This window comes from Dyella mobilis, from assembly GCF_016904945.1.
Taxonomy (GTDB): domain Bacteria; phylum Pseudomonadota; class Gammaproteobacteria; order Xanthomonadales; family Rhodanobacteraceae; genus Dyella_B; species Dyella_B mobilis.
On sequence record NZ_JADIKF010000039.1, the window covers coordinates 1,057,745 to 1,070,964 of the forward strand.

10 protein-coding genes are annotated in these 13,220 nt (G+C 60.3%); all 10 read left to right on the forward strand.

Annotated elements, in window-relative coordinates:
• The first annotated feature begins 4 nt into the window (after positions 1-4).
• The 10 genes from wbpD (at position 5) to ISS99_RS15975 (ending at position 13,196) form a co-directional block, all read left to right on the forward strand.
• Positions 5-592 carry a UDP-2-acetamido-3-amino-2,3-dideoxy-D-glucuronate N-acetyltransferase gene (wbpD, locus tag ISS99_RS15930; RefSeq protein WP_204632556.1) on the forward strand — a complete coding sequence of 196 codons (588 nt, stop codon included), beginning with the start codon at positions 5-7 and terminating at the stop codon, positions 590-592.
• The gene (locus ISS99_RS15935) at positions 589-1,698 is read left to right on the forward strand and encodes a DegT/DnrJ/EryC1/StrS family aminotransferase (protein WP_204632557.1); all 1,110 of its coding nucleotides are present in this window, start codon (positions 589-591) and stop codon (positions 1,696-1,698) included. The genes wbpD and ISS99_RS15935 overlap by 4 nt, the downstream gene beginning before the upstream one ends.
• 87 nt (positions 1,699-1,785) lie before the next feature.
• Positions 1,786-3,024, forward strand: coding sequence for a glycosyltransferase (locus tag ISS99_RS15940; protein WP_204632558.1), 1,239 nt, complete (start codon positions 1,786-1,788; stop codon positions 3,022-3,024).
• A gap of 129 nt (positions 3,025-3,153) precedes the next feature.
• Positions 3,154-4,593, forward strand: coding sequence for an oligosaccharide flippase family protein (locus ISS99_RS15945; RefSeq protein ID WP_239537948.1), 1,440 nt, complete (start codon positions 3,154-3,156; stop codon positions 4,591-4,593).
• A 142-nt stretch (positions 4,594-4,735) separates the two neighbouring features.
• Complete coding sequence (locus ISS99_RS15950; protein ID WP_204632559.1) at positions 4,736-6,013, forward strand: glycosyltransferase family protein; 1,278 nt, start codon at positions 4,736-4,738, stop codon at positions 6,011-6,013.
• Entirely contained in the window at positions 6,010-7,329 is a 1,320-nt protein-coding gene (locus tag ISS99_RS15955) for a hypothetical protein (RefSeq protein ID WP_204632560.1), read from the forward strand. Before ISS99_RS15950 ends, ISS99_RS15955 begins: the two co-directional genes overlap by 4 nt.
• Positions 7,257-8,423, forward strand: coding sequence for a glycosyltransferase family 4 protein (locus ISS99_RS15960; RefSeq protein ID WP_338081587.1), 1,167 nt, complete (start codon positions 7,257-7,259; stop codon positions 8,421-8,423). Before ISS99_RS15955 ends, ISS99_RS15960 begins: the two co-directional genes overlap by 73 nt.
• Positions 8,411-10,378 (forward strand): asparagine synthase (glutamine-hydrolyzing), encoded by a 1,968-nt coding sequence (asnB, locus tag ISS99_RS15965; protein ID WP_204632561.1) that lies wholly within the window; start codon positions 8,411-8,413, stop codon positions 10,376-10,378. The genes ISS99_RS15960 and asnB overlap by 13 nt, the downstream gene beginning before the upstream one ends.
• Before the next feature lie 67 nt (positions 10,379-10,445).
• A complete protein-coding gene (locus ISS99_RS15970; protein WP_204632562.1) occupies positions 10,446-11,621 on the forward strand; it encodes a glycosyltransferase family 4 protein in 1,176 nt (391 codons plus the stop codon).
• A 135-nt stretch (positions 11,622-11,756) separates the two neighbouring features.
• Positions 11,757-13,196 carry a glycoside hydrolase family protein gene (locus ISS99_RS15975; protein WP_204632563.1) on the forward strand — a complete coding sequence of 480 codons (1,440 nt, stop codon included), beginning with the start codon at positions 11,757-11,759 and terminating at the stop codon, positions 13,194-13,196.
• The last annotated feature ends 24 nt before the right edge of the window (positions 13,197-13,220 follow it).

Sequence of the window (13,220 nt, forward strand, 5' to 3'; positions counted from 1 at the left end):
CAAAATGGACTACTACCAGCATCCATCTGCCATCGTGGACGACGGCGCAAAGATTGGCGCCGGCTCGCGTATATGGCACTTCGTGCACGTGTGCGGCGGCGCGCATATCGGCAAGGAGGTTTCGCTTGGGCAGAACGTGTTTGTCGGCAACAAGGTGGTGATCGGCGACCGCTGCAAGATCCAGAACAACGTCTCGGTGTACGACAACGTGACACTCGAGGAGGCCGTTTTCTGCGGCCCAAGCATGGTGTTCACCAATGTCTATTCGCCGCGCTCGCTGATCGACCGAAAGAGCGAGTACCGCGACACGCTGGTCCGTCGAGGCGCCACCCTGGGCGCCAACTGCACCATCGTCTGCGGCGTCACCATCGGCGAGTTCGCCTTTGTCGGTGCGGGTGCCGTCATCACCCGGGATGTGCCGGCATACGCGCTGATGGTGGGCGTACCGGCGCGGCAGATCGGCTGGATGAGCGAATTCGGCGAACAGCTGAACCTACCGCTGGAAGGCGATGCCGAAGGCATCTGTCCCCACACGGGGGTTCGCTACGTATTGAAAGGTCGCACTCTGTCTAGAGAGGAGCCACGCACGTGATCGATTTCATTGACCTCAAAGCACAACAAATCCGTCTGAAAGAACGCATCGACGCCGGCATCGCCCGCGTGCTGGCGCACGGCCAGTACATCCTCGGTCCCGAAGTATCGGAACTGGAGGAAAAACTGGCGGCCTACACGGGGGCGCATCACTGCATTTCGGTGGCCAACGGCACGGATGCCTTGCAGATCGCCCTGATGTCACTGGGTGTCGGTGTTGGCGACGAGGTGGTCACCACCGGTTTCAGTCACATCTCCACGGCCGAGTCGGTCGCTGTGCTCGGTGCCAAGCCGGTGTATGTGGATATCGATCCGCAGACCTATAACCTCGACGCCGATCTGATTTCCGCGGTGCTGACGCCACGCACCAAGGCGATCATCGTGGTGTCGCTGTACGGCCAATGCGCCAACTTCGACCGCGTCAATGCCATTGCCGAGAAGCACGGTATTCCGGTCATCGAGGATGCCGCGCAGAGCTTTGGCGCCAGCTATCACGGGCGCAAGAGCTGCAACCTGAGCACCATGGCATGCACGAGCTTCTTCCCCAGCAAGCCGCTGGGCTGCTACGGCGACGGCGGCGCGATCTTTACCCGCGACCTGGATCTCGCCAAAGCGGCGCGACTGATCGCCCGGCACGGACAGGATCGCAGGTACCACCACTCGCGCATCGGTGTGAACAGCCGGCTGGATACCCTGCAGGCTGCCATCCTGCTGCCAAAGCTGGAGATCCTCGACGAGGAGATGACGCAGCGGCGCCAGGTGGCGGATCGATACGACCAACTGCTTGAGCCGTTGGACCTTACCTTGCCCGTGATTGAGCGCCACAACATCAGTGCCTGGGCGCAGTACACGGTGCGTGTAACCCATCGCGACGCCTTGCGTGCACGCCTGCTGGAGCAAGGGGTGCCAACCGCCGTGCACTATCCGCTTCCGCTCAACCGGCAGCCCGCGCTGGTGGACGGCAGCGTCTATCACCTGCCCAGGACCGACGAGGCGGCGCAACAGGTGATGAGCCTGCCCATGTCTCCCTATCTCGACACGAAGACACAGGATTTCATCGTTGAAGCGCTGGCTTCGAACACGATGGCCGAGTTATCCGCGAACTGATCCGGTGAGGAAACACGTGCCCGTACCGTTCTACCGGTTGCCCGATCACGCAGGTAGGTACCGCCTGGAACGAATGGGATCGACTCCATGAGAATCGCCTTGCTCACCAATGCCTATCCCTATCATCCCGGTGAGCAATTCATCGAGGATGAGATCGAGTATTGGGGCAGGGACCCGTTGGCGCACGTCACCGTGCTTCCGGCCGTGGCGAGAGGCGAAGCGCGACCCGTGCCCAATGCCGTATCGGTCGACCTGTGCATGGCCAACGGCACGCTGCCGGCGCGGCTTTTCGCGATGTGGCTGGCCTTGTTTTCCGGCACGTTGTGGCGCGAATGGAATTATTTGCGCAGGGCGGGCAAGTGGAGCGGGTATACGGTGGCGCGCGCGCTGCTGCATACCTCCAAGGTCATCGCCCAGGCCAGGAGCCTGCGTCGGTATATACGGCGCCATGGCGAGATCGACGTGGCGTATTGCTACTGGAACGACACCCAGTCCTACGCCGCTTTGCTGGTCAAGCAGGCCGGCGGCATCCGCAAAGTCATTTCACGCATACACGGCATCGATCTTCACGAAGTACGCAAGCCGCACAACTACATGCCGTTGAAGCGGCAGTTTATCCACACCTACGATCGGGTGTTCACCACGTCCGGAGCGGCGCGAGACTATCTGCAGGAAACCTACGGCGCCGCGGCCGCAAGCATCGCGGTAAGTCCGTTGGGCGTACCCCTGGCAAGGGTGTTGTCCAAGCCGAGCCGCGCGGGCGTGCTGCACGTTGTTTCCGTGTCGTTCTGCCTTCCCGTTAAGCGTCTTGACCGGATTGTCGAGGCCATGCAGCTGTTTGCGCTGAGGCACCAGGAGATCGCGATAACGTGGACCCACATCGGCGGCGGCCCGCTGCTGGGAGACATCAGCCGACTTGCCGCGGAGCGCCTTTCCGGGATCGGCAATATCTCCTTCGAATTCCTCGGTGCGATGGAGAACGATGCGGTGAAAAGGTATTACGCGGGCACGCCCGTCGATGTGTTCATCAATGTGAGCGAATCCGAAGGCGTGCCGGTTTCCATCATGGAAGCCATGAGCGCAGGCGTGCCCGCAGTAGCGCCCGACGTCGGCGGTATCTCCAACCTGGTGTCGAACCAGTGCGGCGTGCTGCTTGGCAAATCACCGAGCAGCCAGGACATCGTTCGTGCCGTGGAGACCGTGGCATTCGGCGAAGAGAAAGACGTGTTGCGCACGAATGCCCGCAAGATGGTCGAGGAAAATTTCGATTCCGAAAGAAATTATTCGGGGTTTGTCGCGACCGTCATGGCCATCGGCGCCCATTAGGGAGACGCATAGCGGATACGACACAACGAGGTTCCAGATGATTTCATCACGGACAAAAAAAATACTGACGATTCGGCAACGAGAAATCGTCAGGTTTTGAAAGGTAGGAAAGTGAATATAAAAACAATCATGGCATTCGCTTTTGGACCTATCGCAACCGCTGGCCTCGGTTTGCTGACGGTGCCGGTCATTGCGTGGATTTTTCCGCCCGCGGATGTTGGTCGTCTGAATATCGTTCAGATATCCGTGTCGTTCGGCGTACTACTATTCAACCTCGGTCTGGATCAGGCTTACGTTCGCGAGTATCACGAATGGACTGATCGAGGCGCATTGCTGAAGTCTTGCTTTGCGCCGGGATTTGCAGTGCTCCTGCTGGTCATTGGAGCCTCGCTTCCTTACGACGATCGCATCTCGATGTGGTTGTTCGGCCTCGGGCACGTCGCCTACTACTGGATTCTCATCGCGTGCGTGATAGCGAATTTCATTTCGCGATTCCTGTCACTCATTTTGCGCATGCAGGATCGCGGCATGGCTTTTTCCATGAGCCAGGTGATGCCGAAGATCGTGCTTTTGCTGACCTTGGTCGTGTTGGCATCGCCCCTGTTTTCCAAGACGTTTGCGGAGTTGGAAATCGCCTATCTCATGTCGCTGCTGTCGGTCCTTACCCTGTATACGTGGAACACCCGGCGTGATTGGAGTCCGGCGTTGTCTGCCAGCGTGTCGCGGACGAAAGTCCGCGGGCTGCTCAGCTACGGTGTGCCGCTGATATTTGCCGGCGTCGCGTATTGGGGGCTCGATGCGACCAGCAGCCTGGTATTGCGCTCGATGTCCACGCTGTCGGAACTTGCGGTCTACTCGGTCTCGGTGAGCTTCGCCGGCGTGGGTGTGGTCTTCCAAACCATTTTTACCGTGCTGTGGGCGCCGCTGGTCTACAAGTGGGTGGCTCATGGCGTGGATATGCGCCGGGTGGATCACGTCGCCCAGCAGGCATTGGCCGTGGTGTGCGTGCTGTGGGTGTTGTGCGGGACCTTTTCCTGGGTGGCCGACCTCATCCTGCCTGCTCGCTACGTGCAGGTGAAATACTTCATGTTGTGCTGCATCGGCCAGCCACTGCTCTACACCTTGTCCGAAGTCACCTGCGTGGGTATCGGCATTTCGCGCAGGTCCATGTTTTCCCTGTGGGCGACCTTGTCCGCGTTGATCGTCAATGTCGGGATAAGCACGTGGCTGGTACCGACACGTGGCGCTTCCGGTGCGGTGATTGCCAATGCGCTGGCGTTCCTGGTGTTTTTCGTGGCCAGGACCGAGGCGTCCGCCCACGTGTGGCGCCCCTTTCCGCGTGCAAGGCTTTATGCGTTCGTGGTCACTGCGGTGGCCATGTCCATCGCAACCTTGATATTCGGGCCGGAGCTCCCGGTTCCTTTCGGCTTTATCTGGCTTGCCATCTTGCCGCTCGTCGTTTGGCAATTCCGCGCCGAGTGGCTGGACATGTATCGGAAATTTCAAGCGGCCATGAGTGCCGACGGCTTGCCCTCGCTTGCAGGAAGGGGGCGCAATGTTCGCACTTGATAGGCATGGCTGTCTCGCCACGCTGACCTCTGACGGGAGGTGCGTATAGCGTAGCGACGCAGGGCGCACGGACGCGACAAACGACATTTCATTTCACTGGCGCATTGGGGGTGCGACATGCAGGCTGGCTGAGGGTCAGGCAATGAAGCGCATCAATTTGTTCGTGTTTGCGACACATCACTTGTCCAACAACGTCGCGGCCCAGCGATTCAAAGGGCTGCTGAAATATCTGGATCCCGCGAAATACCGGGTCTTCATCTTTACGCGGGAGCCGCCCGCAGGAGCGCGTGCTCCAGATCTGCCTGCGGCTCTGGACGTGACGGTGATTCCATTGCCCGGGCGCTGCGTGGGCAGCGAATCTTCCGCGGCTTCGTCGCTGCTGACGTTGGCGGCCGCGTTCATACGCCCGCTGCCATTCATGCTCGCCGGTTCAGGCGTCGCATCCGGTGTGTGGTTCGTCTCCGCTTTGACCCAGGCCGATCGGTTGTGCCGGGAGAAGCTGGCCGCTGGCGAGCGTTGTGTGGCTATTGGCACCTATTCCCCGATCGATTCGCTGGTTGCGGCGGCGGCCCTGGCGAGCCGCTGCGGCATTGCCTGCCTGCAGGATTTCAGAGACGGCCTGGTCTTCGAGCCGCTGGGCAGGCCGGGGTGGCTGCGCACCGCTTTGCGAAAGCTGATCGAGTGGCGCGTGGTGGCCGGCAGCAAAATGATTACGTCGGTCAGCGGACCGCTGGTGGACGATTTTCGCCTGCGCTATCCGGGAAAGACCACGCAGGTGCTGCCGAACGGCTATGACCCTGCGGATTTTTCGGGCCTGACGAAAGATGCCGACAGCGAACGGCGCGCCGATGCCATTTTGGCGCGAAACGTCCCGGCGGGTTCCGTGCTGATCGGTCACTTCGGACGCATCGGCGCCAGTGACGGATCGGCATCGCAAAGCCTTGCTTGCTTCATCGAAGCGATGAATGCCTCGGCTTCCGCTTCGGCGAATGTCCACGTGATGTTCGTCGGCGAACTGACTCCTGCCGAGCGGGAGTTGGTAAAAGGCGCAAACTTTTCCACCAGCATGCTGCAACCGGTCGAGCGAACGCTGGCCATCGAGCTCATGAAACGGTGCGACAGGTTGCTGCTGCTGACCGGCTCGCGCGCCAGCTGCGCCACGGGAAAATTGTTTGAGTACCTGGCTGCCGGCGCCGAGGTGCTGTGCATCTCTGGGGTGCACAACGCGGCAACCGACATCCTTGCGGAAACCGGCGCCGGCCAGACCTTGCTGACCAGTGAGGTCGCAGTGAGGGGAGGCGCGCTGCAGGAAGTGTTGGCGCCTGGTGCGAATCGCGCCAACCGCGACATCAAGGCCTATAGCAAGGTCGAGCAAGCCAGCATGCTGGATGGTTGGATTTCACAAATGGTGCTGACATGAGTCCCGCTGATAATCGTTCGCTCGCGCCCCCGATGCCACCGGGCTTGTCGCCGGCGCCATTGCCGCGTGCCAATCACTACCGGTTGACGGTTCGCCACCTGTTTCTCGGCGTAGTGCTGCTATTGCTGCTGTGCGCCGTGGTCGTACCCAATTCGCTGCCCGTCACCACCGCGGTGGCGATGGCGGGTTCGGTTCTGATGGCTCTTCCTGGAATACGGTTCAGCCAGTCGTTGAGGAATTTGCTGGCACTGTATGCGTGCACGGTCATCGTGACGATCGTGTATCTGATCGTGGGCGGCATGCATGGTGCGCCCATGGAGGCAATGGCCGAAGTATCCGCGGTGTACATTGCTTCGCCGCTGGCCTGGATGATCATTGCTGAGGGACTGCATCGGCAACTTGGTGCCGAACGCCTGATCGAGTGGTTCATTTGGCTCAGCGTCTTGTGCGTGATGAGCGTGGCGGCGTTCTTCTATCTCTTCCTGACGCGTGGTGCGGCGGCGGTGGAGTTCTTCTTTCAGGGGGCTAACGTCAACCTGAGCGAAGGGTTCTCCGGCGCAACCATGCACGTCTACGGCTCGTTGATCTTTCTGGCCGGTGGCTTCTTCAGCACGCCGGAACTCATAAAGAACAAGTTGTTGCGATTTTCGCTATTGGTGGCGCTGGTTATTTGCGCCCTTACGTCAGGCCGTTCGGCCTTGATCATTTCCGTGCCGATCGGATTGCTGATCGGCTGGATGCTGTCGTCCCGCACGGTCGAACACGTGGGAAAGTCGGGCATCATCCGCGTGCTGCAATATGGACTTCCGCTGCTGATCGCCTTCGTCGCCGCACTTTATCTGTTGCAGGCTTATACGCAGATCAGCATTTCATCCGTGCTAGACATCGTGTTTGACAAGGTTGCCTCCGGCGGCGGCGAGGCGCGTGCCGAAATGTCGCGTTCGCTTTACCAGGGCATCTTCGAGAACGGCGGGTTGGGGGCGGGTCATGGTGTAGGTGTTACGTTCGTCAGCGATCCTCTGCATCCGTGGCGTTACGAAGTGGTGTGGCTGGCTACGCTCTACAGGGTCGGCATCGTGGGTACGGTGATCTACGTGTTGCCGTTCCTGCTCTACGCAATAGGCGTGACGCGGCTGGCACTCGCCCGCCTTTTGCCGGCACGCCACAAATTCATGTTCAGCGGGTTTGTCTGTGCATTTCTCGCCACCAACACCAATCCCTACATCGAGGCCTTTGCCTTGCAGTGGATGTATGTGATTCCGCTGGTGCTTTGGTACATCGAATATCCAATGATCTTGAAGCGGGTGTCGCAATGAAGCGTATCAAGGTACTTCTCTTTTCAAAGTATTCCAGGCTCGGTCCCAGTTCGCGGCTGAGAAGCCTGCAGTACCTGCCCGCGTTGCAGGAGTACGGGATCGACGTCGAGGTGCACGCGCTGTTTCCGGATGCTTATCTGGAAGAACTCTACCGCGGCAGCTCATCGGCGGCCTGGTATCGCGCCTGGTGGCACGGCATGCAGCGTCTCATGCAGCTTCTCAAGCGCAGCGATCACGACCTCACGTGGATCGAGGGCGAGCTGTTTCCGTACTTGCCGAACTGGATCGAGTCGGCGCTGGCGCGCTCCGTCGCCCCGTATGTGGTCGATTACGACGATGCGCTGTTCCACAAATATGATCTTTCCCATAGCCCGCTGGTGAGAAGGGTGCTCGGCAGGAAAATCGACAAGATCATGCGTAACGCGACCTGCGTCATCGCCGGAAACGGCTATTTGGCATCGCGGGCGCTGCAGGCCGGTGCCGTGCGGATCGCGATTATCCCCACCGTCGTGGACGAACGGCGCTATACCACGGTCAACCACGGCCCAGACCGGCAGCCGGTCATCGGTTGGATCGGCTCGCCGTCCACCGAACACTACGTGCTGGACAACCGCGACGTTCTGCGCAGCGTCTGCGCCAAGTACGGTGCCCGCTTGCTGTTGGTCGGTCCACGTGCCGAGATCGCGAAGCAGTTCGACGGGGTGGCCACGGAAGTGGTGGCGTGGTCCGAGGACAGCGAAGTCGCCATGATCAATCGCATGGATATCGGCATCATGCCGCTGCGCGACGGCCCATGGGAACGCGGCAAGTGCGGGTACAAAATCATTCAATACATGGCCTGCGGTTTGCCGGTGGTGGCCTCCTCGGTCGGCACCAATAACGATATCGTTCGTCACGGCGAAAACGGCTTTCTTGCGGACGATGTGTCCACCTGGGAAGAGCGGCTCGGTCAATTGATCGCCGATGGGTCCCTGCGTTCTCGCATGGGGCAGGCGGGCCGTAGCAGCGTCGAGAACGAATACAGTCTCAAAGCGCAGGCGCCGCGGCTTGCCGAAGTGCTCCGCAATGCGAGACAGGGCACATGTGCGGCCTGACCGGATTTTGGCAATGGCGCGGCGCCAGCCGCGAAGCCCTGCGAAACCAGGCCGAGGACATGTCGAGACGACTGACGCATCGCGGCCCCGACGACGGCGGCCTGTGGTGCGACGAGAGCGTGGGTATAGCGCTAGCTCAGCGGCGTCTGTCCATTCTCGATCTTTCGGAGGCGGGACACCAACCCATGCATTCGGCATGCGGCCGTTATGTCATCACCTTCAACGGCGAGATCTACAACCATCTCCAATTGCGTGGACGGTTGGCGGCAGAGGGGGCTGCGCCGGTTTGGCGGGGACATTCCGATACCGAAACGATCATTGCTTGTTTTGCCGCCTGGGGCATTGAGCGAACGCTGCGTCTGAGTGTCGGCATGTTTGCTTTTGCAGCCTGGGACCGTCAGCAGCGCACACTGACGCTTGCTCGCGACCGCATGGGCGAGAAGCCGCTCTATTACGGGTGGTGCGGAGATATTCTTCTGTTCGGTTCGGAACTGAAGGCGTTGAAGGCGCATCCTTCCTTCGATGCGCGCATCGATCGCGATGCACTGACGCTGTTTCTGCGCCACGACTGCGTTCCCGCGCCGTATACCATCTACCGCGGGGTATTGAAGTTGCAGCCGGGGCACCTGCTGCGCATGTCGATGGATGCGCCGAGAAACGCGCAACCGGAGGCCTATTGGCGCTATAACGACGTCGTGGCCAAGGGACTGAGCGAACCCTTGGAGTGCAGCGACGCCGAGGCTGCCGACGCGCTGGAAAATCAGCTCAGGGAAAGCATCAGTGCGCAAATGCTGTCGGATGTGCCGCTGGGTGCGTTTCTCAGCGGCGGCATCGATAGCAGCACGATCGTCGCCTTGATGCAGGCGTCCAGCCGCCGTCCGGTCAAGACCTTCACTATCGGTTTCGATGAGAATGGCTACGACGAAGCTGTTCACGCCGGCGCCGTCGCGGAACATCTTGGCACGGAGCATACGGAACTCTATATCCGTCCCGAGGATGCGCTGGCGGTCATTCCGAAACTGCCTTCCATTTTTTGCGAACCCTTCGGCGACAGCTCCCAGGTGCCTACGTTCCTGGTCAGCCAGATGACCCGCCGCGAGGTAGTCGTGGCATTGAGCGGCGACGGCGGCGACGAGCTTTTCGGCGGCTACAACCGCTATCTGACGGCGCGCACGACGTGGCGGCGCATGCTGCACGTGCCGCGGTTCGCAAGGCAGGCCGTGGCGGGCACGCTGCGCACGATATCGCCGGCCTCGTGGGACCGACTGATGGAGCGCGCGGGGCCGTTGCTGCCCAAGCGATGGCGTCTGGCCGCTCCGGGCGAGAAGGCACACAAGTTGGCGGAAGTGTTGTTGTCGTCGAACGGCCAATCGTTCTTTCTCAACGTCGCCAGTCGATGGAAAGATCCGGCCAGCATGGTGATCGGTGCGAGCGAGCCTTCCACCCTGCTCACCAATGAGGCTGCGTGGCCCAGTACCGGCGATCTCGCGCAATGGATGATGGCCATGGATGCGCAAAGCTATTTGCCCGACGACATCCTCGTAAAAGTCGATCGCGCGGCGATGGCCAACAGCCTGGAGACACGCGTGCCGATGCTCGATCATCGCGTGGTGGAGCTGGCGTGGCGCCTGCCGTTTCATCAGAAGATCCGCCACGGGCAGGGCAAGTGGCTGATGCGCCAGGTGCTGTATCGGCACGTGCCCAAGGCTTTGGTAGAGCGCCCCAAGATGGGCTTTGCCGTTCCATTGGATAGCTGGCTGCGCGGCCCCCTGCGCGATTGGGCCGAATCCTTGCTCAGTGAAAACCGTCTTCGCCAAGAGGGCTATTTCGATCCGGCCCCGATTCGCCAGAAATGGGACGAGCACCTGAGCGGCCGGCGCAACTGGCAGTACGCATTGTGGACGGTATTGATGTTTCAGGCGTGGCTGGAGGCTAACCAGGGGGTGTTGTCGTGATGTCCCGTTGCGGATGGGGCACGGTTCGCGCCGTCTCCCACCAGCTAACGAAAATCGAAGAGGGTGTATGAAAGCCGTACTATTTGCCAATACCGACTGGTATCTCTACAACTTTCGGCGCTCGCTCGCCTTGTCTTTGCAACGAGCTGGCCACGATGTGCTGCTGATTTCGCCGGATGGACCGTACGGCAGCAAGCTGCGCGACCTGGGGCTGCGCTGGGAGCCGCTTCCGATGCAGCGGCGCAGCCTCAATGTGTTCAGGGAGCTGGCCTTGCTGTGGTATCTGGTGCGTTTGTTGCGCCGAGAGCAACCGGATCTCGTTCACGGCTTCACCATCAAGTGCGCGGTGTATGGATCGCTGGCGGCACGCATGGCCGGCATTTCCGCACGCATCAATGCCGTTGCGGGAATGGGCTACGTATTTACCAGTACGCAATGGAAGGCGCGGCTCCTGCGGCCGATCGTGCGTGCGTTGCTGCGATTGGCGCTGGGAGGGAAGGGCGCCCGGCTCATTTTGCAGAACGCGGACGATGTCGCGCTCTTCGAGCAGGCCAGGCTGGTCGACCCCGAACACATACGCCTGATTCGCGGATCGGGTGTGGATTGCGCTAAGTTTGCCAACGTACCCGAAGCCCGTACCGATGGCACGCGCCTGCGCGTGCTGCTGGCTTGTCGTTTGCTGTGGGACAAAGGTGTCGACGAATATGTCGAGGCCTCGCGAACGTTGCGCGAACGCGGTTGCGCCATCGATGCCTTGCTTGCCGGAACCTCGGACCCGGGCAACCCTGCGGCCATTCCGGAATCCACCGTAAGAGGCTGGGTAAACGAAGGCGCACTCACTTGGCTGGGGCACGTCGAGGATATGGCGAGCCTGCTCGGGTCCGTCGACGTCGTGGTTTTGCCGAGCTATCGGGAAGGGTTGCCGAGAACCTTGGTGGAGGCAGCGGCTTGCGGGCTGCCGCTGATTACGACCGACGTGCCGGGTTGCCGTGAAGTGGTGACCGATGGCGTCGACGGCCTGCTGGTTCCGGTCAAGGACGGCGAGGCATTGGCAAGAGCCATCCAGCGGTTGCGGGACGATCCCGACTTTGCCCGTCGACTTGGTCGTGCGGCGCGCATCAAGGCGCGTGCGCAATTCGACGAACGTATCGTCATCGAGCGCACCATGGATCTCTACGCGGAACTGTGTCAACCGCAGGAGCAATCCGCAACGAGTACCCAGGCCGGTCGCCTGACGCATTAAGTGTGCGGGTGGAAGCGTGGGAGCTGCCGCACGCACCCAACGGGGATGGACTCTCGATAGATGTGGGTTGCAACAGCGAGTCCATCAGAGCCGAGGTGTTTGTCGCCAAGGCCTACTTCAACCGGAGGAATTGCCATGCCAGCTTCGTCGAATGTGATCAATGTACTGAGTTTCCTTCCCGAGGCAGAGCATGCGGGCATTCGCGCCGGGACCAGCGCCTACGATTGCACGGGAGGGATCCAGGCGGCGATCGATAGCGGCGACAAAGTGCTCGTGCCTGCGGGGATTTATCACGTCAGGCAGTTGCGGCTCAAATCCGATCTGGAGTTCTACGGCGAGGGGGCCAGCAGCGAACTGTTGGCTTACGACAACTCGCTTTCCTGCGAATTCATGGTTGTCACGAATGTGGGGGACGAAGGAACTCCCAATGTCGCGGAAAACATGCGAAACATCCATTTGCACGACCTGAAACTCAACGGGCGCGTCAACGAGTTCGGCTACTCGCAGTATTTCTATCTGCTGGCGGTCAATGCCACCTCGGACCTCACGGTGGAGCGGATGGTTTTCTACGGCTTCCGCGGAGACGGCATGTATGTGGGGTCGGGAACGTTGAAATCCACGGAGCGCCACAATCAGCGTGTCGTGGTGCGCGACTGCGTGTTCGACGGTGCGGTGAAGGACAATCGCAACGGCTTGTCCATCATCGATTGCGACAAGCTTACGGTTTACGGATGCACATTTACCAATATAGGAAACAGCAAGCTGTCGCACTCGGTGGGAGGGATCGATTTCGAGCCCGACCACAACTGGAGCATCTATCGCGACGTGACCATATCGCATTGCAAGTTCATCGATATCGATACGGTCAATACCGCCGGCGTGACGTTCTTCAACGGACATCAGGCTGGCGACAACATCCACAACTGGGTGGTTTCCGACTGCCAGTTCAACAACTGCTATTGGGGCATCTGCTGCGCCACGAAACCCAAAAACGCCGAAGACCAGCCGGATAATCTTTCGGTGTTGAACTGCCAGTTTCTCAATTCCATACGTTTCGACATTACCGTCGGCGGGTTGAGCCATACGCAGATAAGCGGATGTACCTTCGAGCGGTCGCCGCCAGGGTCAGGGCCCGGCGGCGATTCGATCCGTCTGGGAATCTATACCTGGAAGACCAGCAAGAACGCCATCAAGACCGTAATTACCGGCAACACATTCAACGGCATCCGTCCCCAGATGGGTGCTATCGGCATCTACGGGGCCATTGGCCTGGTGTGCTCGGGCAATACATTCATCAACATCTATGGGCCTTGCATCAGCTTCGCGCAGGACCAATCCGCCGATGGCCAACGGCGCATCGACAATGTGATCATTTCCGGAAATAAGATCCAACGGCAGCGGCCTGCAGCAGGTCGGCCCGCTCCGATGTCGTTTCTTGGCACCAGCGACGAGCTGCGCGTGGTGAAAGGGCACCTGGTTCTGCAGGGGTCCTACAACTACGACAACGAAGTCCAGGAAGGCGTCACGCAGATGGAAGACTTGGCCGATATCCAGTTTCAAGGAATCGACAAGTAGATAACGCACCGCGATCCGGGACAC